The sequence below is a fragment of the Rhodanobacter aciditrophus genome (genome assembly GCF_042679525.1).
Lineage (GTDB): Bacteria > Pseudomonadota > Gammaproteobacteria > Pseudomonadales > Marinomonadaceae > Marinomonas > Marinomonas aciditrophus.
In genome coordinates, this window is record NZ_JBHTMN010000012.1 from 65,031 (window position 1) to 89,430 (window position 24,400).

28 protein-coding genes and 1 riboswitch are annotated in these 24,400 nt (G+C 45.8%); of the genes, 21 read left to right on the forward strand and 7 right to left on the reverse strand.

The annotated features are described in order from the left end of the window. From hisG to ACFQ45_RS11190, 3 genes are read left to right on the forward strand one after another with little or no spacing between them, the layout of a single operon-like run. Positions 1 to 639 carry an ATP phosphoribosyltransferase gene (gene hisG, locus ACFQ45_RS11180; protein ID WP_377367683.1) on the forward strand — a complete coding sequence of 213 codons (639 nt, stop codon included), beginning with the start codon at positions 1 to 3 and terminating at the stop codon, positions 637 to 639. Between the two features lie 3 nt (positions 640 to 642). Next, entirely contained in the window at positions 643 to 1,953 is a 1,311-nt protein-coding gene (gene hisD / locus ACFQ45_RS11185) for a histidinol dehydrogenase (RefSeq protein ID WP_377367685.1), read from the forward strand. 11 nt (positions 1,954 to 1,964) lie between these two features. After that, on the forward strand, positions 1,965 to 2,498 hold the full coding sequence (locus tag ACFQ45_RS11190) for an SRPBCC family protein (protein ID WP_377367687.1): 534 nt from the start codon (positions 1,965 to 1,967) through the stop codon (positions 2,496 to 2,498). A gap of 9 nt (positions 2,499 to 2,507) precedes the next feature. Here ACFQ45_RS11190 and ACFQ45_RS11195 read toward each other — a convergent pair whose 3' ends face one another. After that, positions 2,508 to 3,557 carry a S1C family serine protease gene (locus ACFQ45_RS11195; RefSeq protein ID WP_377367689.1) on the reverse strand — a complete coding sequence of 350 codons (1,050 nt, stop codon included), beginning with the start codon at positions 3,555 to 3,557 and terminating at the stop codon, positions 2,508 to 2,510. Between the two features lie 14 nt (positions 3,558 to 3,571). Between ACFQ45_RS11195 and ACFQ45_RS11200 the strand changes: the two genes are divergently transcribed. Beyond that, a complete protein-coding gene (locus tag ACFQ45_RS11200) occupies positions 3,572 to 4,333 on the forward strand; it encodes a Nif3-like dinuclear metal center hexameric protein (protein WP_377367691.1) in 762 nt (253 codons plus the stop codon). A gap of 73 nt (positions 4,334 to 4,406) precedes the next feature. Here ACFQ45_RS11200 and ACFQ45_RS11205 read toward each other — a convergent pair whose 3' ends face one another. Beyond that, positions 4,407 to 4,844 (reverse strand): ZapG family protein, encoded by a 438-nt coding sequence (locus ACFQ45_RS11205; RefSeq protein ID WP_377367693.1) that lies wholly within the window; start codon positions 4,842 to 4,844, stop codon positions 4,407 to 4,409. A 130-nt stretch (positions 4,845 to 4,974) separates the two neighbouring features. On the opposite strand from ACFQ45_RS11205, the gene zapE reads away from it, so the two are divergent. The 5 genes from zapE (at position 4,975) to ACFQ45_RS11230 (ending at position 8,548) form a co-directional block, all read left to right on the forward strand. Then, on the forward strand, positions 4,975 to 6,084 hold the full coding sequence (zapE, locus tag ACFQ45_RS11210) for a cell division protein ZapE (RefSeq protein ID WP_377367695.1): 1,110 nt from the start codon (positions 4,975 to 4,977) through the stop codon (positions 6,082 to 6,084). A 155-nt stretch (positions 6,085 to 6,239) separates the two neighbouring features. Beyond that, on the forward strand, positions 6,240 to 6,668 hold the full coding sequence (rplM, locus tag ACFQ45_RS11215) for a 50S ribosomal protein L13 (RefSeq protein WP_377367697.1): 429 nt from the start codon (positions 6,240 to 6,242) through the stop codon (positions 6,666 to 6,668). Between the two features lie 15 nt (positions 6,669 to 6,683). Next, positions 6,684 to 7,076 carry a 30S ribosomal protein S9 gene (gene rpsI / locus ACFQ45_RS11220; RefSeq protein ID WP_377367699.1) on the forward strand — a complete coding sequence of 131 codons (393 nt, stop codon included), beginning with the start codon at positions 6,684 to 6,686 and terminating at the stop codon, positions 7,074 to 7,076. A 383-nt stretch (positions 7,077 to 7,459) separates the two neighbouring features. Continuing rightward, on the forward strand, positions 7,460 to 8,092 hold the full coding sequence (locus ACFQ45_RS11225; protein ID WP_452600457.1) for a glutathione S-transferase N-terminal domain-containing protein: 633 nt from the start codon (positions 7,460 to 7,462) through the stop codon (positions 8,090 to 8,092). A gap of 63 nt (positions 8,093 to 8,155) precedes the next feature. After that, on the forward strand, positions 8,156 to 8,548 hold the full coding sequence (locus ACFQ45_RS11230; RefSeq protein WP_377367700.1) for a ClpXP protease specificity-enhancing factor: 393 nt from the start codon (positions 8,156 to 8,158) through the stop codon (positions 8,546 to 8,548). A gap of 4 nt (positions 8,549 to 8,552) precedes the next feature. Here the strand turns inward: ACFQ45_RS11230 and ACFQ45_RS11235 are convergent, their stop codons facing one another. From ACFQ45_RS11235 to ACFQ45_RS11245, 3 genes are read right to left on the reverse strand one after another with little or no spacing between them, the layout of a single operon-like run. After that, positions 8,553 to 9,146, reverse strand: coding sequence for an SIS domain-containing protein (locus tag ACFQ45_RS11235; protein WP_377367702.1), 594 nt, complete (start codon positions 9,144 to 9,146; stop codon positions 8,553 to 8,555). A 13-nt stretch (positions 9,147 to 9,159) separates the two neighbouring features. Continuing rightward, positions 9,160 to 9,531, reverse strand: coding sequence for a YraN family protein (locus ACFQ45_RS11240; protein WP_377367704.1), 372 nt, complete (start codon positions 9,529 to 9,531; stop codon positions 9,160 to 9,162). After that, positions 9,491 to 11,326, reverse strand: a complete 1,836-nt coding sequence (locus ACFQ45_RS11245; protein ID WP_377367706.1) for a penicillin-binding protein activator — start codon at positions 11,324 to 11,326, stop codon at positions 9,491 to 9,493. Before ACFQ45_RS11245 ends, ACFQ45_RS11240 begins: the two co-directional genes overlap by 41 nt. 33 nt (positions 11,327 to 11,359) lie before the next feature. On the opposite strand from ACFQ45_RS11245, the gene rsmI reads away from it, so the two are divergent. From rsmI to ACFQ45_RS11280, 7 genes are all read left to right on the forward strand, one after another. Beyond that, a complete protein-coding gene (rsmI, locus tag ACFQ45_RS11250) occupies positions 11,360 to 12,214 on the forward strand; it encodes a 16S rRNA (cytidine(1402)-2'-O)-methyltransferase (protein ID WP_377367708.1) in 855 nt (284 codons plus the stop codon). A gap of 63 nt (positions 12,215 to 12,277) precedes the next feature. Further along, positions 12,278 to 12,382, forward strand: a riboswitch (TPP riboswitch). 130 nt (positions 12,383 to 12,512) lie between these two features. Then, positions 12,513 to 14,468, forward strand: coding sequence for a phosphomethylpyrimidine synthase ThiC (gene thiC / locus ACFQ45_RS11255; protein WP_377367710.1), 1,956 nt, complete (start codon positions 12,513 to 12,515; stop codon positions 14,466 to 14,468). Beyond that, positions 14,469 to 15,632 (forward strand): thiamine phosphate synthase, encoded by a 1,164-nt coding sequence (gene thiE, locus ACFQ45_RS11260; protein WP_377367712.1) that lies wholly within the window; start codon positions 14,469 to 14,471, stop codon positions 15,630 to 15,632. After that, positions 15,613 to 15,810 (forward strand): sulfur carrier protein ThiS, encoded by a 198-nt coding sequence (gene thiS, locus ACFQ45_RS11265; RefSeq protein WP_377367714.1) that lies wholly within the window; start codon positions 15,613 to 15,615, stop codon positions 15,808 to 15,810. The genes thiE and thiS overlap by 20 nt, the downstream gene beginning before the upstream one ends. A gap of 1 nt (position 15,811) precedes the next feature. After that, positions 15,812 to 16,585: a thiazole synthase gene (gene thiG / locus ACFQ45_RS11270; RefSeq protein WP_377367716.1), complete on the forward strand. Its 774-nt coding sequence runs from the start codon at positions 15,812 to 15,814 to the stop codon at positions 16,583 to 16,585. Beyond that, a complete protein-coding gene (thiH, locus tag ACFQ45_RS11275; protein ID WP_377367718.1) occupies positions 16,582 to 17,742 on the forward strand; it encodes a 2-iminoacetate synthase ThiH in 1,161 nt (386 codons plus the stop codon). The genes thiG and thiH overlap by 4 nt, the downstream gene beginning before the upstream one ends. Positions 17,743 to 17,892: 150 nt before the next feature. Continuing rightward, positions 17,893 to 19,458, forward strand: coding sequence for an MFS transporter (locus tag ACFQ45_RS11280; protein ID WP_377367720.1), 1,566 nt, complete (start codon positions 17,893 to 17,895; stop codon positions 19,456 to 19,458). A gap of 101 nt (positions 19,459 to 19,559) precedes the next feature. On the opposite strand, the gene ACFQ45_RS11285 is transcribed toward ACFQ45_RS11280, so the two are convergent. Continuing rightward, positions 19,560 to 20,435, reverse strand: coding sequence for an MYG1 family protein (locus ACFQ45_RS11285; RefSeq protein ID WP_377367721.1), 876 nt, complete (start codon positions 20,433 to 20,435; stop codon positions 19,560 to 19,562). A 234-nt stretch (positions 20,436 to 20,669) separates the two neighbouring features. Between ACFQ45_RS11285 and ACFQ45_RS11290 the strand changes: the two genes are divergently transcribed. Together ACFQ45_RS11290 and ACFQ45_RS11295 are read left to right on the forward strand one after the other, a co-directional pair. Beyond that, complete coding sequence (locus ACFQ45_RS11290) at positions 20,670 to 20,816, forward strand: hypothetical protein (RefSeq protein ID WP_377367723.1); 147 nt, start codon at positions 20,670 to 20,672, stop codon at positions 20,814 to 20,816. Between the two features lie 153 nt (positions 20,817 to 20,969). After that, positions 20,970 to 21,257 (forward strand): hypothetical protein, encoded by a 288-nt coding sequence (locus tag ACFQ45_RS11295; RefSeq protein ID WP_377367725.1) that lies wholly within the window; start codon positions 20,970 to 20,972, stop codon positions 21,255 to 21,257. 72 nt (positions 21,258 to 21,329) lie between these two features. Here ACFQ45_RS11295 and ACFQ45_RS11300 read toward each other — a convergent pair whose 3' ends face one another. Then, positions 21,330 to 22,637, reverse strand: a complete 1,308-nt coding sequence (locus tag ACFQ45_RS11300; protein WP_377367727.1) for a YjiH family protein — start codon at positions 22,635 to 22,637, stop codon at positions 21,330 to 21,332. 425 nt (positions 22,638 to 23,062) lie between these two features. On the opposite strand from ACFQ45_RS11300, the gene ACFQ45_RS11305 reads away from it, so the two are divergent. The 3 genes from ACFQ45_RS11305 (at position 23,063) to ACFQ45_RS11315 (ending at position 24,348) form a co-directional block, all read left to right on the forward strand. Then, entirely contained in the window at positions 23,063 to 23,356 is a 294-nt protein-coding gene (locus tag ACFQ45_RS11305) for a putative quinol monooxygenase (protein ID WP_377367728.1), read from the forward strand. Between the two features lie 89 nt (positions 23,357 to 23,445). Then, a complete protein-coding gene (locus ACFQ45_RS11310; protein WP_377367729.1) occupies positions 23,446 to 23,568 on the forward strand; it encodes a hypothetical protein in 123 nt (40 codons plus the stop codon). 285 nt (positions 23,569 to 23,853) lie between these two features. Next, positions 23,854 to 24,348, forward strand: a complete 495-nt coding sequence (locus ACFQ45_RS11315; RefSeq protein WP_377367731.1) for a Spy/CpxP family protein refolding chaperone — start codon at positions 23,854 to 23,856, stop codon at positions 24,346 to 24,348. Positions 24,349 to 24,400: the final 52 nt, after the last annotated feature.

Below are 24,400 nucleotides of genomic sequence, written 5' to 3' on the forward strand. Positions count from 1 at the left end.
ATGAGCGAGACCTTAACCATTGCCTTGTCAAAGGGGCGTATTTTAAAAGAAACACTCCCATTGCTGGAAAAGGCAAATATCTTTCCAGTAGAAGACATTAGTAAAAGCCGTAAGCTAATTTTCGATACCAACCATTCTCATATTAAGTTGGTGATTTTACGTGCAACGGATGTTCCTACTTATGTTGAGCATGGTGTGGCTGATTTTGGTGTGGCAGGTAAAGATGTGTTAATGGAAGCCACCACCAAAAATTTATATGAGTTGCTAGATCTTAAAATCGCCAAGTGTCGCTTAATGACCGCGGGTGTTACCGGAAAAGAACTGCCCCAACGACGCTTGAAGGTGGCTTCTAAGTTTACTAAAACAGCTAAGTCATACTTTGCTGAACAAGGTATTCAGGCAGATGTCATCAAGCTTTATGGTGCGATGGAGCTTGCTCCCATTATGGGCTTAGCAGATTTGATAGTGGATATCGTTGATACTGGTAATACCCTAAAGGCGAATGGCCTAGAGCCTCGAGATCACATTGCTGATATTAGTACACGATTAGTGGTGAATAAAGCGGCTTACAAAACCAAGTACCAGCATATTCAGCCCATTTTAGACATGCTAAGTGGTGCGGTTGAAGCGGGGGAGTAGTCCATGCAATTGAACATAAGACAGTTTTCTTCACAAGACACTGGATTCAAGACGGAGCTGAGTAAGCTTTTGTCATGGGAAAGTGTTTCCGATGCAACAGTACAGGAGCGAGTGGAAAGTATTGTTAATCGTATTCGCACTGAAGGCGATGATGCCTTAGTTGAATTAACCAATACTTTTGATCGTCGTGATGTGACCAATGCTTCGGAATTGGTGATCGAAGCGGATGAGTTGGCCGCTGCCGCTCAGCGTGTCGATAGCGCTATTGTGGATGCCCTAGAAAAAGCAGCTGCTCGCGTTAAGGCGTACCACAAGAAACAAAAACAAACCTCTTGGCAATACCAAGAAGAAGACGGCACCATCCTGGGTCAGCAAATCACTCCGCTCGATAGAGTGGGGGTGTATGTACCGGGCGGTAAAGCAGCTTACCCTTCTTCTGTGTTGATGAATGTTATGCCCGCTAAGGTAGCAGGTGTGGGTGAAATCGTAATGGTAGTGCCGACACCAGATGGTTTTGTGAATGATATTGTGTTGACAGCTGCCCACGTTGCAGGGGTCGATCGTGTGATTACCGTTGGTGGTGCGCAAGCTGTAGCTGCCTTGGCCTATGGTACTGACACAGTGCCTAGGGTCGATAAAATTGTCGGTCCAGGTAATATTTATGTGGCAACAGCCAAGCGTATGGTATTTGGTCAAGTGGGCATTGATATGATTGCTGGGCCATCAGAAATCTTGGTCGTAAGTGATGGCTTGTCTAACCCGGATTGGATCGCGATGGATTTGTTCTCACAAGCAGAACACGATGAAGATGCCCAGTCTATTTTGATCAGTACGGATCTTGAGTTCATCAAAGCGGTGAAAGCGTCTATGGAGCGATTGATCGATGACATGAGCCGTAAAGAGATTATCAAAACCTCTCTTGAGGGACGTGGTGCTTTGATTCATGTGGCTTCCAAAGAAGAAGCCATTGAGGTGGCCAATATCGTTGCGGCTGAGCATTTGGAATTGTCTGTAGAATCTCCAGAAGAGTGGGTAAAAGATATTCGCCATGCGGGTGCGATCTTTATGGGTCGTTATACACCAGAAGCATTGGGTGATTACTGTGCGGGTCCAAACCATGTCTTGCCAACTTCTGGGACAGCACGCTTTTCATCGCCTTTGGGGGTTTATGATTTCCAAAAACGGAGCTCTATCATTCATTGTTCCCATGAAGGTGCCAGCGAGCTAGCTAAAATTGCCTCACCTCTTGCCCGTGGTGAGTCTCTTGAAGCTCACGCATTATCCGCTGAGTTTCGTATTATTGATAAGCAATAACGAGGTAAACAGTGCAGCCTACTAAAGCACTTGTTTCTCTTCGCTATGTAACCCGCATCGCAGCCGTCATCATTTTGGTGATGGTTGCTGTGGGTTTTTTCTTGCCTTCAGATTACCGAATTGAGCGGTCTGTTGTGGTAAGTGAAGGGAACCAAACTGAGCTAAAAAGCAGATTGTTCAATGCTGAACGCTGGTCGGATTGGATGCTGATTCAATCGGGTCGCTTACAGCTAAGCAGTGTTCCTGTGAGTGATTTAGAGGGAGCGAAGTTTCAACTTGTCTACGATGAGGCGGATAAGCAAGGGGAAATTTTGGTTGGTACGGTGACTGATGACAGTGTCGCGTTTTTAGTGACGCCAAGCGCTTCAGTAAAGCCTGTTCCCAATGTCATCTACTTGCGCAATCGTCCCCAAGGGATTGAAGTAAGTTGGGTTATTGAGGGGGTTTTGGACGCTGGTTTTCTAAGCCCATATCTTGCTCTGCTTGCTAATTCTATTGCTGGCTCCAATTTAGAAGCCAGCCTTGCTCGTCTTACAGACTTTTAATCACTAAGGCTATGGGGTGTTTGTTTGCTGAATGGCAGGCAAACGCTCCACTAGTGCTTTGGTGATATAGCTCTGCCGTCCTCTTAGAGCCTTTATAGTTACCCTCTCTCCAGGCGTTAAGTCTGATACAAGTTGTTGTGCGTTATGGGCACTTAAGTTGCTCTGTTTCTCTATCGATATGATGATGTCTCCTGCTTTCATGCCAGCTTTTTCTGCAGGTCCATAAGGGGTGACTGAAGTGACAAGTAACCCTTTGGCAGAGGGAAGGTTTAAAGCCTGAGCGACTTGCTCATTATTTTCTTGTACTTGAACTCCCAAATACCCACGTACCACGCTGCCATGTTTAATGATGGCGTCCATGATTTTAATGGCGTCATTAATAGGAGTGGCAAAGCCAATGCCTTGGGAGCCGCCGGAGCTTGTGTATATAGCAGAACTGATGCCAATTAAATTGCCGGAAAGGTCAATTAAAGCACCGCCAGAGTTGCCTGGGTTGATGGCTGCATCGGTTTGGATGAAATTTTCATAGGGATTGAGACCTATGCTATCTCGACCTTTGGCACTGACAATGCCTGAGGTAACTGTTTGACCAATGCCGAAAGGATTGCCAATGGCGAGAATTTGGTCACCCACTCTTATGGTGCTGCTGTTGCCGATCTTAATCGGTGTTAGCTGATCTAGATCTGTCTTTAGTACGGCTAGATCACTGGCGGGGTCTGTACCGACAAGGGTAGCGCGCGCCTGTCGTCGATCATTTAAAGAAAGAATGATTTCTGAGGCACCCTGGATGACATGGTGGTTTGTCAGTATGTAGCCGTCTTTTGATATAATGACCCCAGATCCAAGGTTGGTAATAGTGTGCTGGTCGCCATTGCGGAATGGAGAAGCTTGGTTCGAAAAGGTATAAATATTTACCACTGAGCTAGAGGTAGATGCTACTGCGTCAGCAAAGGTTTGATTAGATTCTGTTTTATAAAATTGCCAAAAAAGTAGGACTGTTCCTAGCCAAAGCCCGAATAATCCCCAGATTAGACTATTGCGGCCGATAACAAATTTCATTGATAGGGGTGCCCATGAAAAAAAGTGAATTAGAAAGAAAGCTGACTGAGCTTTTTCGTCCAAATATATTTAAAGATTATGCGCCCAATGGCCTTCAAGTGGAAGGCAAACAAGAGATACGTAAGATTGTTACTGGTGTAACGGCGAGTATGGCGTTAATTGATGAGGCTATTGCTAGGCAAGCAGATGCGATTGTTGTTCATCATGGCTATTTCTGGAAAGGAGAAGCGCCTGAGATCGTGGGGATGAAATATCACCGCATCGCAACTCTAATTAAAAATGACGTAAATTTGTTCGGTTACCATCTACCAATGGATGCCCATCTTCAGGTGGGGAACAATGCTAACCTAGCGCGGGCGCTGGGTCTTCATTCGTTGCGGCCATTGGAAGTGGGTAAGCCTCTCGAAGAGTCTATTGGTGTCATCGGTGAGCTTGATGATGAGGTCTCTCCTGAGTTGTTTTCTCAGCGAGTGTCACAGGTGGTGGGGCGTGAGGTGTTGTTTGAAAATATTGGCGACCAAAATATAAGGGAAGTGGCCCTGTGTACCGGCGGCGCCCAAGGCTATATTGGCAAGGCAATCAGTGCTGGCGCTGATGTGTTTATTACGGGTGAGGTTTCAGAACAGACCATTCATATTGCTCGGGAAGAGGGGATCCATTTCTGTGCGGCAGGTCATCATGCAACAGAGTGCTTTGGTCCTCGAGCGTTAGCGGAATACATAAACGCGAATTGGGATGTGGAGTGCGAATTTGTTGATGTGCCGAATCCGGCGTAACAGATAAAAAGATCTTTTGTCGAAAATAAAAAAGGGACCTTTAGTCCCTTTTTTATTTGCTTATAGCACTCAGTTAGATTGTGCGTTTAGGCTCTTCAATGGTCTGGCGATGTAGGCCGTAATTCTCACTTAGCATGCCTTCGTCAGTTTGGCCTTTGGTGGCGTAGTCTCGCGGCGGTGCAGAGAGGCTCTCAGTGGTTGATTCAGGCTCTGCTTCTGGCTTAGTAAATTCCACTGTGCTGAGTGAGCTCGCACCTTCGTTAAGGGTTTTGCGAACGTCCGCTAGCTTCTTCTCTACACCCTGTAAATGATTGTTAAGTTGTAAAAAATGATCGTCTGCTAACACTTGTCTACGTTCAAGCTCATTTTGCAGTGCTTCAATGGTCGCGCCGGTTGACTGATGCTTAGCCATTGCGCCTTTTTTGCCCAGTGCACGAAAGATAAGTGCCGCTGCAAAACCTAAGATGATTCCTGTAACAAAGACGATGATATCGAATACTTCTAGTTCCATGGTTTACTCCCCAAGACATCTGTCCGCATTATAGCGGAAATACCGCAACGGAAATATAGTGAATAGTGAGGTTTCTGTATCATTTTGGTAAGATGTGTTCCTCAACTATGCAATGGTGTATTCGCAGACAATGACCCCTCTATCCCGATATCAAGAAGACCTTAAGCGTTCTGACTTTAATTACGATCCAGCCCAAGAAGAAGCCGTAATGGCGTTGCAGGACTTATTTGATCGTTTGGTTGCACGATCCAATAACCCGCCAAAGGCTGAAAAATCTTTGTTTGGCTTCTTAAAGAAGAAAAAAGCAGAAATAGACGTGGAAACCGGGTTGTACTTCTGGGGAGGTGTTGGTCGCGGCAAAACCTACCTAATGGATACGTTTTTTGAGTGCTTGCCGATGGAGCGTAAGTTACGTTTGCACTTCCACCGGTTTATGCAAATGGTGCATCAGGAGTTACGTCAACTAAAAGACACTAAGAATCCATTGGAGATTGTTGCTAAACAAATTTCTGCTAAGGCGGAAGTGTTGTGCTTCGATGAATTTTTCGTAACGGATATTACGGATGCCATGATTTTGGCCGGTTTGCTTGAGCATTTGTTTATGAATGGTACGGCGTTGGTGGCTACATCTAATATAGAGCCTGATGGTCTGTACAAGAATGGTTTGCAGCGTGCTCGCTTTTTACCTGCGATTGACTTGGTGAATAAGCACACTCATGTGATGAATGTGGATGGCGGGATCGATTACCGTTTACGTACACTTAAGCAAGCGAAGCTGTATCATTTTCCTTTGGGGCCAGAAGCAAATGAGTCATTGGAAGAGCGTTTTAATAGTCTTACGCCAAATAAAAATCTAGTGAAAGAGGGGGGATCAGTTGAGATCGAAGGTCGTAATATCCCGCTTTATAAGAGTTATGAAGATTTGGCCTGGTTTGACATTAAAGCTCTATGTGATGGTCCGCGTAGTCAGGTGGATTATATAGAGATTGCCAAGCTCTACTCCACCATCATCATTTCTGATCTACCTCAATTTGACTCTGCCCGTGATGATATGGCGCGTCGCTTTATCAACCTGATCGACGAGTTTTATGATCGTCATGTAAAAGTAATTATCTCTGCGGATGTCGCTATACCTGATATCTACACAGGGACGCGTTTGGCTTTTGAATATGATCGTACTGTCAGCCGACTGCTTGAAATGCAGTCGGAAGAGTACTTGATGCTTGAACATCGTCCTTAATAAAAGACTTTAGTTTTAGTTAGAACTTGGTTATAATTCGCGCGCTCCAAAAATGGAGTATGTGTACGTTATGGGATTTAAGTCCGCTTAACCCCATAACCAATAATAATAGGTATTGACATGCGCACTGCATGTAAATGGAAAAGGGTTTTTTAATGAAAACTTTTACTGCAAAACCTGCTGAAGTACGCCGCGACTGGTTCGTGGTTGATGCTGAAGGCAAAACTCTTGGTCGTTTGGCTACAGAAATTGCTCGCCGTCTACGTGGCAAGCATAAAGCAGAATACACTCCTCACGTTGACACTGGTGACTACATCGTTGTGATCAATGCTGAGAAAGTTCGTGTCACTGGCAACAAAGCTGCTGACAAGAACTACTACCGTCACACTGGTTACCCAGGTGGCCTACGTTCAATGAGCTTTGAAAAGCTGATTGACCATGCTCCAGAGCGTGTTCTTGAACTAGCTGTTAAAGGTATGTTGCCTAAAGGTCCTCTAGGCCGTGCAATGCACAAGAAAATGAAAGTGTATGCTGGTACTGAGCATCCACATGCCGCACAACAGCCACAAGAACTTAACATCTAATACGGGAAGGTCATTATGTCAGCTACTCAATACTACGGAACAGGTCGTCGTAAATCGTCTACTGCTCGTGTATTCCTAAAAGCGGGTTCTGGTAACCTAGTTGTTAACAACCGTTCTTTAGAGCAATACTTCGGTCGCGAAACTTCTTGCATGGTTGTTCGTCAGCCTCTTGAACTTGTTGAAGCAACTGAAAAATTCGACGTATACGTTACAGTTTCTGGTGGTGGTATCTCTGGTCAAGCAGGTGCCATTCGTCACGGTATTACTCGTGCGCTAATTCAATACGATGAGACTCTACGTCGTACTCTACGTTCTGCTGGTTACGTAACTCGTGACTCTCGTCAGGTTGAGCGTAAAAAAGTTGGTCTACGCAAAGCACGTCGTCGTCCACAATTCTCCAAGCGTTAATTTTTTACTTACGCTTCGAAATTTCAAAACGCCTGCTCAGTCAGGCGTTTTTTTATGCCTGAAATTAACCATTTTAATGATGCGGCTTATATAGGGTTCCTTGAGAATTGAAGCGCTTTTCACTGATGTGACGATTTTTTTTGTCTATATGAGAAGCTAAGTCTTTAAGAGGCTGAATTTTTGGGAATAAAAGTGTTATCATTCGTTGTTCACATAGGTGCGTTAATATGCCTAGCGTGGAAAGAATTCTGGTGTGAGGCTCCTTAACAAGAGCATCAATTCTGCCAAAATGTCCTCGCCTATTGGCAAGGAGCATTTCAAATTAGTTTGTAAAGTTAAATCCCTCTTCGGGGGGTTCGTTGTTTTTAATATAGGGGTTATACATGGGTGTTATTGCCAAGCGCTCTTCCATGACGTTCTTCTCTGATGGAGAAGATCATTACAGCCATCGCGTACGTATTGTACTGGCTGAAAAAGCGGTAACCGTAGACATTATTGATGTTGATCCTTTCAACAAGCCAGAGGAATTGGCGGATATAAACCCTTACAATGAGCTGCCTGCGTTAGTAGATCGCGAGTTAGTTTTGTATGAGCCAAATGTGATGATGGAGTACTTGGATGAGCGTTTTCCTCACCCACCTCTATTGCCTGTGTACCCAGTGGCACGTGCTGACAGCCGTTTGTACATGTACCGTATTCAGCGTGATTGGGCTAAGTTGGTTGACTTAATTTTGTCCAGCAAAGACAAAGAAGCGGTTGAGAATGCCCAGAAAGAGCTTCGTGAAAGCTTAATCAGTGTGTCTCCAATCTTCGAAGAAAAACCATACTTCATGAGTGAAGAGTTCACTATCGTTGATTGCTGTTTAGCTCCTATCTTATGGCGACTACCCGCTTTAGGTGTTGAGATTGAAAAATCTCAAGCAAAAGGCTTGTATAAGTACATGGATTTGGTATTTGAACGTGAGTCGTTCAAAGAGAGTTTGTCTGAAGCCGAACAAGAAATGCGTCTAGACTAATTGGACGTGATTAAATAAAAGGGGCTTATGCGCCCCTTTTTTTGTTTTTAGGAGTTGCGAAGTATGATCCCTAAACGTTCTTATTTGTTAAATGCCATTTACGAGTGGGTGGCAGATAATGACCAAACGCCTTATTTATTGGTTAATGCAGATTATCCAGGGGCGATCGTTCCCCGTGAATTCGTTCAGGACGGTCAAATAGTGCTGAACATCAGTATGAGTGCGGTGCGCCAGTTACACATGGATAAAGAGGGGGTGTCCTTTGAGGCGCGTTTCAGTGGCAAACCCATGCAAGTATTTGTACCCATCGGTGCCGCTATGGCTCTGTATGCCAAAGAAAGTGGCGATGGTTTGTCATTTCCACCAGAAGACTTTGAAGTCTCAGGGGATCCAGACCCAGAGCCAACGCCACCAGAGCCACCTAAAAAAGGCTTTACCTTAAAAGTGGTAAAATAAGTCTTTAATCTTCGTAGCCAAATAGCTGGCGTTCGAGCAAATCCACTAGGGTGTGAACGACAGTTGTTTGGCACTCTTGTACCCGTGCCGTTCCTGTTAAATTAATCTTAATTTCTGTGTCATCCCTTGATGTTAAAGAGGAGACGTTTTTGGCGTCTGGAGTCGTTAAGGCTACGATACTCATCTTGCGTTCATGGGCGGCTTGGATGGCCTGAATGATTGGGGATGTATTGCCTTTATTGGCCACAATAAAAAGCACATCACCTGGGTTACCAATGGCAGTAATTTGCTTCGAAAAAACATCGTGGTAACTGTCGTTGTGGGTGATAGCCAATAGGGTGTTACCGTTGCTGCTCAGAGATACGGCAGGTAGACCTGGGCGTTCACGATCCATGCGATCAATCAATAGTGTGCTGAAATACTGTGAAATGTAAGCCCCTGTGCCATTGCCTACAGCGATGACTTTGCCGCCACTGGCGATGCTGTTAAACAGTACTTTGGCAGCATGCTCAATAAAAGGAGGAAGGTTCTCCAGCGCATATTGCTGGGACTCAAAGCTTTGGGCAAATTGGGTGTAGATCGCTTCTTGATAATCCATGCTTGTTACTCAATTATACGGCCGGCATCCAGGTTATATGTTGTTCATCCAGGCTGCCATCAATGGCGATGACATCTATTTGGAACTGACTGCCAGATAAATGATGTTTCATTAACCAATATTGCGCCGTTTTTAAGCAGCGCTGGTACTTATGTTGGGTAATGCTTTCAGCGGCTTTGCCTCGTGAGGCGTTGGCCCGATAACGCACTTCAACGAACACATAGGTGTTGTGTTGACGCATGATCAAATCCACTTCTCCTACTCGAGAGTGGAAGTTTCTCTCTAAAGGTTGGTAACCCTGCTTGATCAAAAAGGCTTCGGCTAAGGCCTCAGCCTGTTGGCCATCAGCGTGTTTCCGATTCTTTAAGGTATTCCTCTTTAGCATCTACCAAGTTCCCTCTCTTGTACGTCACTATGTTAGGACGTCGATTGAAGATTCCTTCTTCATTCAATGTAATGATGCCGGTTTTGGCCGAGACTTTAGCCAAATTGACATTAATGAATAATGGCAGGCGGCTCGCAATCAGGTAGCTGTCATTACCCAACGCAGTCAAGCGCTGTAATACATAAGGGGTATTCGAAGTTTCTGATCCGTTACTCAGAACAGGGATTTCAGTAAAGACAATGCGTTCAATGTCTTCGTTTTTGGTGTTACGGCTTGGTTGACCATCATGTAAGGTCTGAGAGGCCAGCATTGGAATCTGATCTGCAAAGTAGAAATCCACCAAAGGTCGTATCTGCTTGGCATTATCTAGTTTCCCCGCATAATAGATGTAGTCCAAATCTTGGCGTGCACGGGAGGTGGTTTCTATAGACTGGCCAGTCCATTGGGTGATGGCTCTGATGCGTGCTTCACTTTCATCTATTTGTAATAGGGATTTAATGGCGCGTTGACGTCCTAAAGGTGTGTCTTCATAAGAGATGGTCTCTAGTACAGGGACATTTTGTTCCTCAGCAAGGCGTTGAAATTGGTCACTCTGACGCAGGGCCCAAGTATCCTGAGTTGACAAAATTGCAGCATATTTAGCTCCCTCTAATTTTGAGAAGGACATTAATTCTTTAATGTCGTCATCCACATTAAGAGAAAAATGGTAAAGGTTGTCCGTTACCCGAGTGATATCCAGCTGGTTTAAAGCAATGGTTGGAGTGTCTGTAATTAACCCTGGAAGACGCGCCACATTTTGCTTACGTAAGGGACCAATGATGATTTCCGCATCAGAGTCCAGTGCCGTTTGATAGGCATCTTCAAAATTTTCAAATTTATCCGTGTCAATGACGTGTACTTTTGGTCGTTCGCCAGTTGTCGCATAGTACTGTTGTAACATGCCGTTCAATATGGCCTGAGAGGCAGTTTCTAGCTCTTTACTCATGGGCAATAGCACGGCAAATGAGGTAGGAAGCTGCTCGTCAAGGGAGGCCATGATTTTGAAATCCAAGGGCGGGTTAGCACTTGCTGGGTGGGAGCTGTTACGACCACGCCATAAAGAGAAGGCTTGAAGTTGCTGATCTACCGTTAGATTTTGGTTGCGCAATATTCGGGAGATCTGTAGCCATCCAGACAACAAGGGCAGGTCGCTGGATTCTAAGTAGCCAATTTCGTTATCCGTCAGGTTTTGAATGGCGCTCCAAAGTTCTGTTTGATTTTCTTCCTGCTTTTCTGGCGGCACCATGGTGCTTAAGCGCACTCGGTCTCGGACCACATTTGGCCAGTTATCTAAAGATGCCATCACTAGTGCACGGGTTTCTAACAGTGCTATTTGATTTTTCGGCTGGTCTGCAACGGGTAAACGGCTTGCTTCGCCCAGCGCTGTTAAAGCGGGAATTGGAGTGTTTAGTGACGCCATGACACGTCCATAGAGCAATAAGCCTGAGAACTGCCCTGGAAAGCGTACTTCATTAACGTGATCTTCAAGGATCTGTTGCGCTTTCACGGATTGTTGGTCAATGACTAAAAGCTCAGCTGCGTGAAGGTAATAAGGGGCAGCCAGCTCTGGTGTGGCTTGTTGTTCAGCCTGCCAGAGAGCATAGCTTGCTGGGTTGTCAGTGGGAGCGTTGCTCTGCTCTAGTGCCGCGTTTGAGGCGGTGTTTTCCACTGGCATGTTGGTTTCGATAGCGCCACAACCGATTAACGACAACGTGACGATTGAAAGTGGTATGATACGGGATCTTAACAAACTCATATGCTCGCGATACTTAAGCCCAAAAGAGGAAACATGGTAACACAGACTGATAACGATGTGAGAGGAACCTTCTACATTGTCGCTACCCCTATTGGTAACCTAGAAGACTTTACCGATCGAGCTAAAAAAGTACTCACAGAAGTGGACTTCATTGCAGCGGAAGATACCCGTCACTCAAAGCGTTTGCTCAATCATTTTGGCATTGATACCAAGCTATTTGCGCTCCACGATCATAATGAAAGGGATAAGGCGAACTACATTGGTTCGTTGCTGGACGAAGGTAAAAATCTTGCCTTAGTGTCCGATGCGGGGACGCCTCTGATTTCTGATCCCGGCTACCATGTGGTGAATTTTTTGCGACAGCAAGGGCATAAAGTGGTACCAGTCCCTGGACCTTCAGCTTTGATAACTGCCTTATGTGCCTCGGGATTACCAACAGATCGTTTTAGCTTTGTGGGCTTTTTACCGGCTAAAAGTAAGTCCCGTCGGGACGAAATGTCCAGTTGGACACCGAGTCAAGGGACGGTCGTTTTTTATGAGTCTACCCATCGAATTCTTGATTGTTTAGTGGATCTTGAGGCCGTTTGGGGGGACCGCATTCAAGTGGCTTTAGCACGAGAAATCACTAAGACATTTGAAACTTTTTTGAGTGGGTCAGTGGCGGATATTCATCGTATTTTAACGGAAGATAGCAACCAAACCCGTGGTGAATTTGTCATAATGGTGTCTCTTCCTGAACAGGAAGAAGACAATTCAGAAGCCCTGAAAGTTCTTAAAGTCTTGCTTAAAGAGTTGCCTGTAAAGCAGGCGGCTGCTCTGGCTGCAGAGATCACTGGCGAGAAGAAAAATGCGCTTTATAAACAGGCGCTAGCTTTAAATGAATCCTAACAAGCTTACCAACTAAACTGCGTTAAGGGAGTTTACAGCACCCTTTAAACGCGTATACTGATGCCCAACTTGTCGGAGTGCCTTAACTGGCTGAGATCGCATTTTAATGCGGGATCCGCAGAACCTGATCAGGCTAATACCTGCGAAGGGAACAAGAAAGCCTCTTTTCTTTTCTGCTGAAATTGCGCTGTATTTGGAAAACCATTGGTTTTTTCTTCGCTAACAGCCACACGTACGTGGAAGTACGTGTCCTCCTGACAAGCATTTTTTCCATTACAATAATGACGGGAATCTGCTTATGTCGACTGCAAAACCTAATAAACAAACACGAGAACAAGCGCGTTTAGACGCCAAGGCCTTTATTGAGTCACTACAGGCTAAACCGTTCCCATCTTCCGAACGCATTTATGTTGAAGGCTCAAACCCTTCAATTCAGGTACCAATGCGTCAGATCAACCTAACTGATACCCCGATTGGCTCTGATCCTGACAACTTAACCTTTGAGCCGAACGAACCCATCTATGTTTACGATACAGCTGGCCCATATGCGGATCCGGCAGAAACCATTGATGTCCATAAAGGGATCAAAGCCTTGCGTCAGCAATGGATCGATTTACGCAATGACACCGAAGTGTTAGAAGGGGTAAGCTCACAGTTTGCGCAACAACGCTTAGCAAATGATGCTCTGGATACACTGCGCTTTAAGCAGCTGCCCACAGTACGTAAAGCCCAACAAGGACAATGTGTGACGCAAATTCACTACGCCCGTAAAGGAATTATCACCCCTGAGATGGAATACATCGCCATCCGTGAAAACCAAAACCTTCAGGCGATCAAAAGCGAGCTGTTGTTGAAGCAGCATCCTGGCCATAGCTTTGGTGCCAATATCCAAACAGAAATCACCCCTGAGTTTGTCCGTAAAGAAGTGGCGGAAGGGCGAGCCATTATTCCTGCGAACATTAACCACCCAGAAACTGAGCCGATGATTATTGGTCGTAATTTCTTGGTCAAGGTGAATGCCAACATTGGTAACTCCGCGGTGACGTCTTCCATTGAAGAAGAAGTCGAGAAATTGGTGTGGTCGACCCGTTGGGGTGCGGACACGGTGATGGATTTATCAACGGGTAAAAACATCCACGAAACCCGTGAATGGATCTTGCGTAACTCTCCAGTGCCGATTGGTACGGTCCCCATCTATCAAGCCCTAGAAAAGGTAGATGGTGTGGCCGAAGACCTTACTTGGGAAGTGTTCAGAGACACCTTGATTGAACAAGCGGAGCAAGGGGTAGATTACTTTACTATCCACTGTGGCGTCTTATTACGTTACGTGCCCATGACCGCTAAACGCCTAACGGGTATTGTGTCCCGCGGTGGTTCCATCATGGCGAAATGGTGCCTGGCCCATCATCAAGAAAACTTCTTATACACACGCTTTAAAGAAATCTGTGAGATTTGTGCCGCCTATGATGTGTCCCTTTCATTAGGGGATGGTTTACGTCCGGGTTCCATTATGGACGCCAATGACGAGGCTCAATTGTCCGAGCTGCGAACACTAGGTGAGCTGACCAAGATTGCTTGGGACTATGACGTTCAGGTCATGATCGAAGGCCCTGGCCACGTGCCCATGCAATTGATCAAAGAAAATATGGACTTGCAGCTTGAGCACTGTCACGAAGCGCCGTTTTACACCTTGGGGCCTCTGACTCAAGACATTGCGCCAGGTTATGACCATTTCACCTCTGGGATTGGTGCGGCGCAAATCGGTTGGTATGGCTGTGCCATGTTGTGCTATGTGACCCCTAAGGAACACTTGGGTTTGCCCAATAAAGAGGACGTAAAACAGGGGCTCATTACCTACAAGATCGCTGCCCACGCAGCCGATTTAGCAAAAGGCCATCCAGGTGCCCAAGTACGAGACAATGCGCTGTCTAAAGCCCGTTTTGAATTCCGCTGGGAAGACCAGTTTAACCTTGCTTTAGATCCAGAAACGGCCCGTGCTTATCACGATGAAACCCTGCCTCAGGCCTCTGGTAAAGTGGCGCACTTTTGTTCCATGTGTGGACCAAAATTCTGTTCTATGAAGATTACTCAAGAGGTACGGGACTACGCTGCTGGCCTTGAAAAAATCGAAGCAGTAGAGGTCACTGCCGAAGAAGGCATGCTGCAAATGTCTGAGCAATTCAAAGAGCTGGGCAGTGATGTGTATCTCACCACTGACAAATTGACCGCAGACCCTCTTGAGACAGAAAAGTAAATGAACACCACAGAGATGAAAACCATTGGTTTTGCCGATGTTGAGTTTAAATCTTCTGTCTTAGACAACACACGGCACCTTGGGTGTCGTGTGTTTCACGCCACCACAGAAGATACGATCATTCAGATGTGTCAAGCAGGGCTGACCCTCAACACAGGGGATAATGTGTGGCAATTTGTTCGCGAATCTCAGCCTTCGGAGTCTATTTATCAAGTTTGTTGCCAAGACAATAGGGTGGCTGTGCATATACCTAAAGGTGAATGTCCAAAAGGTGAAAATGTACAGTCAGTCGCTTTGTTCCATGCAGACAAGCTTACCAAGGTGAACCAAAACGATTTGGCGGTCGCCTTAGCGTGTTTTATTGAATTGGGATTTGACCCACTAGATGCCATGACCTTAGGTCTTGCTTGGATGACACAACAAGCAAGGGCTGCAGGGGCAGGTTGGCCTGAAGATCGTACTTGGTTTCCCACTACGCATTTTTCAGGGGATCATGTCATGGGCGAAGAGGCGGAATTTAGTCCGATTCGTAAAGACCTTTTCACTTTGTACCCTGTGGTGGATACAGTGGAATGGTTAGCCTTGGTTTTAGAGCAAGGGGTGACAACGGCCCAGTTACGCATCAAAGACCCAAATGATCCTGAGCTGAAAAGTAAAATCCAGCAAGCCATTGCCTTAGGTCAACAATATGGTGCCCAAGTCTTTATTAATGACTATTGGGAGCTGGCCATAGAGATGGGGGCTTTTGGCGTACATCTTGGTCAAGAAGACATTGAAGTGGCTGATTTAACGGCCATACAGGCGGCTGGTCTTAGGTTGGGTATCAGTACCCATGGTTATTTTGAAATCATGCGCGCATTTAACCTGAAGCCAAGCTACATCGCTCTTGGTCACATTTTTCCAACCGTTACCAAGGATATGCCCTCGCAACCTCAAGGAGTGATTCGTTTAGGTCAGTATGTGGCGTTGATTAAAGGGGCTTACCCTACGGTCGCGATCGGCGGAATCAGTGGCGAGCGTTTGCCAAAGGTAAAAGCAACGGGAGTCGATGCCATTGCGTTGGTCACAGCCATTACCCGTGCTTCTTCCCCTAAAGCAGCGACCCAGTCCTTACTTCAAGCTATGACAGAAAAAGGAGCGCCCCATGCAGCTTTATGTGAATGATGAGCCAGTTCAGTCAGACTCCGTCATCTTGTCAAATTTACTGGAGTGCTATGTCAAAGCGGATCAGCGAGTGGCTGTTGCCGTGAACCAAAACATCGTACCTCGTAGCCGGTGGTCTGAGTTTGTGTTGAATGAAAACGACCGCATCGACGTTTTTGAATCTATCGCTGGAGGCTAATATGTCTTTAACCATTGCAGATCATACCTTTTCGTCCCGTTTGTTTACGGGCACTGGTAAGTACGCTAACCAAGAGCAAATGGTGGCGTCTATTCTTGCTAGTGGCAGCGAAATGACCACCTTGTCCCTGCGCCGAATGGATCTTAAGAGTGGCACTGACAACATTCTAAAACCTTTACAAGCATTAGGTATTAAGCTCTTGCCTAATACTTCTGGTGCCCGTGATGCGAAAGAGGCCATCTATGCGGCCCAATTAGCCCGAGAAGCCTTGGAAACCCATTGGGTAAAGGTTGAGATTCATCCAGATCCTCGCTATCTCATGCCTGATCCGGTGGAAACCCTCAAGGCGGTAGAAGAATTGGTGCGCCTTGGCTTTGTTGTGATGCCTTATGTCCATGCGGATCCTGTGTTGTGTAAACGCTTAGAGGAAGTGGGGGCTCAATGTGTCATGCCTTTGGGGGCGCCAATTGGCTCTAATCAAGGGCTGGCGTCTAAGCCATTTCTCGACATCATTATTGAGCAAAGCAATGTACCTGTTATCGTGGATGCGGGTATTGGTGCGCCATCCCATGCGGCGGCGGCCTTAGAAGCGGGTGCGGATGCTGTGTTGGTGAATACCGCCATGGCTGTGGCCAGTGGGCCAGAAACCATGGGCAAAGCCTTTAAATTGGCCGTGGAAGCAGGGCGTCTAGCCTATGAATCTGGCACTGGGCAAGTGCTACAAACGGCGGAAGCTTCCAGCCCCTTTACTGAGTTTTTAAAGGAGCTGTCATGAGTGGCGCCATACGGGTGTTGCATCAAAGTCCAGCAGTCGAGGGGCATTTTAGTCAGCAGTTAGAGGCCCTTAATTGGCATGAGGTAGAGGCAAAGCATCTCAATGTCACCGAAGCCGATGTGCGCCGAGCGCTGGTGAAATCCAAGCGTGATATAAATGATTTTGCGGCATTAATTTCTCCTGCTGCAAAGCCCTTTATAAATGACATGTTGGCACAAAGTGAGCAGTTAACCCGTCAGCGTTTTGGTAATACGGTCAGTCTTTTCGCCCCTTTATATTTGTCTAATACCTGTGCCAATGAATGCACCTATTGTGGCTTCTCCATGAGTAACGCCATTAAACGTTTGACCCTCGATGAAGCACAAGTAGAGCGTGAGATAAAAGCCATTAAAGCTAAGGGCTTTGACCATATTTTGCTGGTGACAGGTGAGACCAAGAAAGTCTCAATGCCGTATTTTGAGCGCATGCTGCCTTTGTTTAAACCGGCATTTAGTCAACTTTCTATGGAAGTGCAGCCATTGGAGAGGGAAGAGTACGCGCAGCTTAAGACCCTGGGTTTGGATGGTGTGTTGGTCTATCAAGAAACCTACCGTCGAACCACCTATCTAGAACATCATCTGCGAGGTAATAAATCTGATTTTAACCATCGTTTGGATGCCCCAGATAGGATAGGGCAAGCAGGGGTTCATAAAATTGGACTTGGTGTGTTGCTGGGCTTGGATGATTGGCGAACGGACTCCATCATGATGGCCTATCATCTTAGACATCTGCAGAAGCGCTATTGGCGATCTCGGTTTAGCGTAGCGTTTCCAAGGATACGCCCCTGTGCTGGTGGTATAGAGCCAAAGTCTGTCATCTCTGACCTAGAGCTCATTCAACTGATCGCCGCATGGCGCTTATTCGATGCAGATTTGGAAATGAGCATTTCGACGCGGGAGTCACCTGAGTTTCGTAATCACGCAGCACGGATGGGGTTCACCACCATGAGTGCTGAGTCAAAAACTCAACCGGGAGGCTATGCGGACGATGCGAAAGAAGCTTTAGAGCAATTCGAAATCAGTGACGAACGCAGTGTCAAAGACATCGCTAATGCCATCCGCTCTCAGGGTCGAGAAGTGGTCTGGAAAGATTGGGACCCATCACTTAACCTCGCTTAATTTCTACCCGTGGGAGCCACACCCACGGGGCAAGCCTATCGCCCTATGAAGGTCGAAAGTTGACCGGCTAGCTTGGCTGCCCCCTATGCTTTGTGATAATAAAGTTAGTCCGCCCTAACAAAATTTTTATTACCTAGTATATGGATGTATATGGATCTGTTGAAAAAATGTGTGGGCTTATTTACCCACCTAGCGAAAGAAATGCGCTGGTCTTACGTGCCACCGCTGATGGTGTATTTTGCCTTTGGTGTATCTGGCTTCACCAGTATTATCGAAAGCTTTTATGTTAAACAAGAGCTTGCTTTAAGCGCTGATTTCCTTGCCGCTCTAAGTTTCTGGGTCATTATTCCGTGGTCGTTAAAAATCCCAATAGGGCATATGGTGGATTTGTTCTGGCGTTGGAAGTCTACTTTTGTCTTTATTGGCGCGGGCTTCATGACGGCCAGTATACTCATCATGGTGGGCCTAACGGGAAACCCCCAATGGATGACTGCCATCTGGAGTCTAGAAAAATGGTATATCCTAGGCGCACTGTTGGCACCTGTGGGTTTTGTGCTGCAGGACGTTGTGGCTGATGCCATGACCATTGAGGCGGTCCCCACAACGGATGAAAATGGCAATGAACTGCCTGAAGAGCAACTGCGGTATATGCATGTGACCATGCAGACCCTTGGCCGTATTGCCATCATGGGGGGGATCACCTTGGTCTCTGGTATAGGTGGTTGGCTTGCTTCTGTTTATTCCTATCACTGGATGTACACGATTTCATTAGTTGTGCCGCTTATTTCTGTTTCTGGTGTGTTCTTAGGCTTCTGGTTTAAAAACAAACAAGCAAAAGACCTCAGATTCAACGGTGTAGAAGAATCCCGTATCAAAGAGATCCTTCATGAGAGCCAGCAAAAGGTGACAGCTAACTGGTGGATTCTAGGAGGCAGTGCTGTTTATGTTGTGCTGGTGGTAGGTATCGGACTGTCTAGTTTTGCTCTAGATAAAGAAGTTGTCTTTATTGGCTCGTTAGCCATTATCGGCTTTCTAGTGAAAAAGCTCATACAAGATCTCCCTAAGGAAAAGCAGACTCAGCTAGTGGCAATGGCGTGTATTATCTTTGTATTCAGGGCAACACCCGCATCAGGAGCGGGTGCCTATTGGTGGCAAATTGATACGCTTGCTTTTGATGAATCCTTTATGGGGACCTTGAGTCAAATTGCTTCTGTGCTATCCATCATTGGCATGTTTATGCTCCGTGAATGGATGCAGAGTAGGCCCATGCATTATTTTGTGGTGTTTTTAAGCCTGATTGGTTTTGTGTTATCTCTGCCAACGATTGGTATGTACTATGGTTTACATGAATGGACTGCGGCAAATTTGGGGTTTGGTGCTAAAACAATTGCTATTATTGATACGGTAGCAGGGTCACCTTTTGGACAGGTAGCCATGATTCCGCTGCTTGCCTGGATTGCTCAAGAAGCACCAAAGCATTTAAAGGCAACGTACTTTGCAGTTATGGCGGGCTTTACAAACCTTACACTCTCTGCGTCCAGCTTGGGAACGAAATACCTGAATCAAATATTTACGGTGACCCGGGAAGTGCGGGAAAATGGCGTGGTCATTGTCTCACAAGATTACAGTGAGGTAGGTAGCTTGATGATCACAGTGGCGATCTTATCTTTGGTGATACCTATCTTAGTGGTTTACTTGCTGCGCAAAAAAATATAGCCCTGACTCTATTAAAGTAGACGAGCTGTTTGTTGAACCTTGAGTGAGATGAAAACACCTTACTGTCATCTCACTCAAGCATTTTTATTGCCCTTGGTGGGCTAGTTTTTTATCGCCATTTCAGCCATTTTCATGGTGCTGTCAAAGGATTGGCAGCCCGCGATAAACAAGCCGTTGTGACAGAACATGGCATCCTCTAAGCCAGTAACATCTTGCAGTGCTTGATCAGACAACCCTGCCCAAGCTGCGGGAAGTTTTTTGCGATCCGCAAAGGAGCCAAGTTCTACTGGGACAGTTTGTATACGCCAAGCGCCAGTCTCCGAAGGGTAAACCACAAATAACGCTTCTTGGGACAGGTTTAAAACCGTGGTTTTCCAAGGAGTGTATTGCTCAAGAACGATAACTCTTGGGTCTTCGGCTTTAGCAATGGCATCTGCCACAATCGATTTTGCGTTAATACCGCCTTGTGCCGCGGCAATAAAGCGCGCCAATACTCGGGATGCAAACGCTACGGCTTCTTGAAAACAGGCATCAAAATCTCCTTGTTCTTCCCATGTGGGGTTAAACATTGAGATGGTTTGGCTCAAGCTGACGCCAGTGAGTGGGCCATCAACATGACCACAGTCGATAGCATCGATAACGGATACAAGGTTTTTGTCTACCGCATGGGTGACTTCTGGGTTGTTGCCACAGAGTTGTAGGCCATACTTTTGCCACATTAGACCAAAGGATGAAAAGGGAATGCCATTGTCTCGTGCTCCAGCGCCGCCCCTTTGATGATGGTCGAAGCGGTCTGTATCAGCATCATAAATACCCCCCACATCTAACACTATGTCGGCCTTTGCTAATAGGTCTAGATCCCGAGTTCGTAAAATCTCGGCGGAAGGATAAAGTGTTTTCAGCGCAGCCACGGCAAAGACATCGTCTGCGTGAAAACTGCCATTGTGGGTTGCGATTACTTTGGTGGTTTCGGTCATTCTTCCATCTCTTGGTTTGATATCATGTCGCATGGTGGAATGCAGGCACTTGAGGGCGGCATTCTACGGGGTTTTCATTAGAGGTAACACCTTCAATCCAGAATAAGAGGCGGTTCGACCCCTAGATGCTTTTATTGCATTGGATTTATCGAGCATTAATGCTGATGACTTGTTACTATGCCGTACGCCAAAGGCTGCGGCTATTTTGGTAATTTCAAAACATGAGAGTTATACATGACAAAGTTTGACACAAGAGTTGAAGAGTTAATCGCTAAGCACCCTCATCTGACCAAGGATGAAGCGATCAAAATCATTACAGAGAAAAATGCGCGTAAAAAGCAAAAACGCCAAGCAAGATCCAATAAAGGCGACGCTAACTAAGTCGGATTAAGGGGGAAGTCTCCTCCTGAATGGATTGACGGATAACAAGGATGTCACCATGAATACTTCCCTGATTACTGGCATCAGTGCAGCACTAGCTGGCATTAAAAATCATTTTGTTTTGATAAAAAGCGTGATGTTGAGAACAGGGTTATGAGGTTAGAGACAAAGATTGCCCTTATTTCAGTATTGATTAGCTGTGTCCCAATCGGTATAGCGATACTAGCCATGATCATTGCAAATCTGAGCGGGTGTGAGCTTAACGAAGCTTCCGTTTCTAGTTGTGTGGTACTTGGCGTCGAGTTAGGGGACACCTTGTATAATATGGGGATGATGTTTTGGTTGGCGATTCCCGCATTTGGTCTAACGTTTTGGGGCTGTATCATTGCTTTTGTTATGTGGCTTTTGCGTAAGCGTAAAGAAGCAAAGTCAGGTCATTAAAAGATTGATCGAGGAAAGCTAGTTAAGGCGTTACGTGGTTATTTGTACACGCAACGCCATAAATGGAACCTTTTAACTTGCTAAGAAATAAGCAACGGGTGTTGCTAAGATCATGGTTAGTACGGTTCGGATATACCAAACGACAAGTATTTGTTTGATCGAAATGGGAATTTGCGTCGACAAAATACAAGGAATGGATGCAGAGAAAAACAAAATAGACGAAATAGAAATTACCCCCACCACGTACTTCACTACAAACACACTTTTCGCGGCGATTAATGCCGGCAAAAACATCTCCGCTAGACCCGTTGCTGAGGCTTTGCCTACTAGGGCTGGATCAGGCAATTGTAATAACCATGCAAATGGGTAAAACAGTAGGCCAATCCAATCGAATACCGGGGTGTATTTTGCTAGCAGTAGGCCAATCAAACCAATAGACATAATAGAGGGCAGGATACTCATGGCCATGATGAGACCATCTTTTGCGTTTCTCACGATGAGCTTAAACAAGGGTTCTGCTTGCTGAGCGACAGTAAGGCCTTCTGCTGTCGCTTGTTTCCAACGGGAATGGGCAAACTCAGTAACTTCAGGTTGAGTTTTATTGTTATCCATGGAGCGAATGGGAGGCAAGCGCACCGTGATGGCGGTGACCAGGAAGGTAATGGCCAATGTACTCCAGAAGAAGGTATTCCAAACCTCCATCAAGCCTAATGTCTTGGCCACAACGATCATAAAAGTGGCTGAAACAGTAGAGAAGCCCGTGGCAATAATGGCCGCTTCTTTAGCTGAATACTGGCCTTCTTTGTACACTTTGTTGGTGATCAAGAGGCCAACTGAGTAACTGCCCACGAAGGAGGCCACCGCATCAATAGCGGATTTCCCCGGTGTTTTAAAGAGTGGCTTCATTATAGGCTGTAACAAGACGCCAACCCATTCAAGTAAACCAAAGCCTAGTAAAAATGCCAGAAAGATTGCGCCAATTGGCACGATTAGACCCACGGGTACGACCAGCTTTTCAAATAGGAAAGGCAGCATGTCTTTTTCAAATAAGAAAGCTGGCCCAATACTAAAAAAAGCCAGTAACGCGGCACAGATACCGAGCACTTTTAAAACAGATAATACCTTCTGAGTTGTGCTCTGTTTCCACGAGCCATTGACGAATGGATAAATGCCGCCTGCAATCACCATTAATAGGGCGTAAACCCTAATTAAAGAAGCATGGTCTGAGCGTAGCCAAGAGATAATGTGATCGAGGGGGATGGTGCTTTTACCGTTGAGAGTAATGGGCACAAAGAAGAACACGATGCCAATTAAGCTGAAAAGAATTAACTTAAAAACAGCAGTGCCCACAGGGGCAGTTTGAGTTTGGTTGGTATCCATTAGATGACTCCCTTTAAATGAGATGGATACAGAGGTGATAGCAATTGTTGTGCCATCATGTATATACAATCTCTAGGTGTTTTGTTGTTGTTTTTTGGCACTTTGGGGTGCGTTAGATGTCAATCTAGCACACTTTTTGTGCGAAATGTAAGTGTTTGTATATACAAATATACTTCCCCTGATACGCACTAGTAGGGGTAGCTTTTTCCCGTTTATATTTAATTCGATACATTTCTAATATATGGTTTTGTTCAGACAATTAACTTTCAGTAAGAGCTGCTTATGAGTCACTAACACTCACGCTAAAGTCTCTAGTGATGGCCAGGCTTACTATATACTTAGGGTGAGAGCTCAACGGGGCGAGAGAGATTGGTTGAGCAAACACCCTGCTTTAAAACATATCCCCATCTTTTAGTGGAAGCTTTATGTCAAAAGTGATCCTGCAAGGGCACATCATTGTGCCGTCTCATGTCTTAGATGACGTTCTGGAAGAGTTGCCAACTCATATAGCGCTGACACGAAAAGAGGTTGGTTGTTTGGTGTTTAACGTGAATCAGTCTGATAATTATCCATTGCGTTTCAATGTATACGAGGAGTTTGCTAACTCTCAAGCATTTGAGGCACATCAGGCAAGAGTGAAAGCCTCCCGTTGGGGAAAGATTACCCAACAGGTTGAGCGTTGTTATCAGGTGACAATGGAAGAAGCTGTTTTGAAGTAGTTTTACCCCGTGTTTGCAATTGCATGACGGTATTTGCAATGGGCTTTGCGTACCATACGCGCAACATAAACATGACAAGGGACAGAAACATGGTGCGGTTTATTGAGCAGACGTTAAAGTTTGGAACCATTGGATTGGTTTCCTTGGTTTCGGCCACTTTTCAGTCCGAAGCGCTAGAGGCTCAAACATCGGATGGATCAGAAGACGAGTAATCACTTGTTCGTTTAGGTTGAACTAATAAGGCGCGGGATAATTCTTGCGCCTTTTTTTTGAAGTCGTCTAAGGTGATCAATTTTTATGACAAGTGAGCGGTAATTGAGCACAATATTGAACACTTCAGGTGAGATTATGGATCATTCAACGATTCTCTTTCAAAGAATGAGAAAGAGCACATAACTGGGACCAACCTTTACATACCCTTTCTCAACAATGACACTCACTGACTGATTCTGGTCCCATAATGAAATCATCGAAACGAAGCAAAGAGGTGTTTCATTATGACGAAGATAAAAACCAAATCAGCTAAATACGGCGCGCTAGGTGTCGCAGCGATTTTATCTACTGCTGTGGCGACTGCTTCTTTTGCGGAAGTTGAACCTGATAGCCGCCAAAGCCACAAGACTCAAGCTCAAGGTAGCCAAGCACAACAGCGAATGGATATGATGAATCCGTATTCTGAAGCGATGCTGGATCGTGTTGCTCAGCAACTTCAGCTTGATGAACCAACAAAGGCCAAAGCATCTAAGTTGTTCGCAGACGCTCGTCAAGAACGTAAAGAGGTGATTGAAGGCTTGCGTTCCTTAAGAGAGCCGATTCAAAATCTTGAGCCATCTTCTGGGGATTATGTGGATCAAGTGGCAGAATTAGCTGAAAAACGAGGTGATTTGATGATGCGCTTGGACGTTCAGCAAGCGGAGACCCGCCATGCCTTTTATGCCATGCTGACCGATGAGCAAATCTCTAAGCTAGAAGCCTTACCTCAGCGTAGCTAGGTCACTGCGCTAATCATTAAAAAAGCCGCTAATTAGCGGCTTTTTTGTGCCT

Bases quoted from the DNA above. Each gene is read 5' to 3' on its own strand.
- hisG (WP_377367683.1), top strand. From the start codon at position 1: ATGAGCGAGACCTTAACCATTGCCTTGTCAAAGGGGCGTATTTTAAAA.
- hisD (WP_377367685.1), top strand. From the start codon at position 643: ATGCAATTGAACATAAGACAGTTTTCTTCACAAGACACTGGATTCAAG.
- ACFQ45_RS11195 (WP_377367689.1), bottom strand. From the start codon at position 3,557: ATGAAATTTGTTATCGGCCGCAATAGTCTAATCTGGGGATTATTCGGG.
- ACFQ45_RS11200 (WP_377367691.1), top strand. From the start codon at position 3,572: ATGAAAAAAAGTGAATTAGAAAGAAAGCTGACTGAGCTTTTTCGTCCA.
- ACFQ45_RS11205 (WP_377367693.1), bottom strand. From the start codon at position 4,844: ATGGAACTAGAAGTATTCGATATCATCGTCTTTGTTACAGGAATCATC.
- zapE (WP_377367695.1), top strand. From the start codon at position 4,975: ATGACCCCTCTATCCCGATATCAAGAAGACCTTAAGCGTTCTGACTTT.
- rplM (WP_377367697.1), top strand. From the start codon at position 6,240: ATGAAAACTTTTACTGCAAAACCTGCTGAAGTACGCCGCGACTGGTTC.
- rpsI (WP_377367699.1), top strand. From the start codon at position 6,684: ATGTCAGCTACTCAATACTACGGAACAGGTCGTCGTAAATCGTCTACT.
- ACFQ45_RS11225 (WP_452600457.1), top strand. From the start codon at position 7,460: ATGGGTGTTATTGCCAAGCGCTCTTCCATGACGTTCTTCTCTGATGGA.
- ACFQ45_RS11230 (WP_377367700.1), top strand. From the start codon at position 8,156: ATGATCCCTAAACGTTCTTATTTGTTAAATGCCATTTACGAGTGGGTG.
- ACFQ45_RS11235 (WP_377367702.1), bottom strand. From the start codon at position 9,146: ATGGATTATCAAGAAGCGATCTACACCCAATTTGCCCAAAGCTTTGAG.
- ACFQ45_RS11240 (WP_377367704.1), bottom strand. From the start codon at position 9,531: ATGCTAAAGAGGAATACCTTAAAGAATCGGAAACACGCTGATGGCCAA.
- ACFQ45_RS11245 (WP_377367706.1), bottom strand. From the start codon at position 11,326: ATGAGTTTGTTAAGATCCCGTATCATACCACTTTCAATCGTCACGTTG.
- rsmI (WP_377367708.1), top strand. From the start codon at position 11,360: ATGGTAACACAGACTGATAACGATGTGAGAGGAACCTTCTACATTGTC.
- thiC (WP_377367710.1), top strand. From the start codon at position 12,513: ATGTCGACTGCAAAACCTAATAAACAAACACGAGAACAAGCGCGTTTA.
- thiE (WP_377367712.1), top strand. From the start codon at position 14,469: ATGAACACCACAGAGATGAAAACCATTGGTTTTGCCGATGTTGAGTTT.
- thiS (WP_377367714.1), top strand. From the start codon at position 15,613: ATGCAGCTTTATGTGAATGATGAGCCAGTTCAGTCAGACTCCGTCATC.
- thiG (WP_377367716.1), top strand. From the start codon at position 15,812: ATGTCTTTAACCATTGCAGATCATACCTTTTCGTCCCGTTTGTTTACG.
- thiH (WP_377367718.1), top strand. From the start codon at position 16,582: ATGAGTGGCGCCATACGGGTGTTGCATCAAAGTCCAGCAGTCGAGGGG.
- ACFQ45_RS11280 (WP_377367720.1), top strand. From the start codon at position 17,893: ATGGATCTGTTGAAAAAATGTGTGGGCTTATTTACCCACCTAGCGAAA.
- ACFQ45_RS11285 (WP_377367721.1), bottom strand. From the start codon at position 20,435: ATGACCGAAACCACCAAAGTAATCGCAACCCACAATGGCAGTTTTCAC.
- ACFQ45_RS11290 (WP_377367723.1), top strand. From the start codon at position 20,670: ATGACAAAGTTTGACACAAGAGTTGAAGAGTTAATCGCTAAGCACCCT.
- ACFQ45_RS11295 (WP_377367725.1), top strand. From the start codon at position 20,970: ATGAGGTTAGAGACAAAGATTGCCCTTATTTCAGTATTGATTAGCTGT.
- ACFQ45_RS11300 (WP_377367727.1), bottom strand. From the start codon at position 22,637: ATGGATACCAACCAAACTCAAACTGCCCCTGTGGGCACTGCTGTTTTT.
- ACFQ45_RS11305 (WP_377367728.1), top strand. From the start codon at position 23,063: ATGTCAAAAGTGATCCTGCAAGGGCACATCATTGTGCCGTCTCATGTC.
- ACFQ45_RS11310 (WP_377367729.1), top strand. From the start codon at position 23,446: ATGGTGCGGTTTATTGAGCAGACGTTAAAGTTTGGAACCATTGGATTG.
- ACFQ45_RS11315 (WP_377367731.1), top strand. From the start codon at position 23,854: ATGACGAAGATAAAAACCAAATCAGCTAAATACGGCGCGCTAGGTGTC.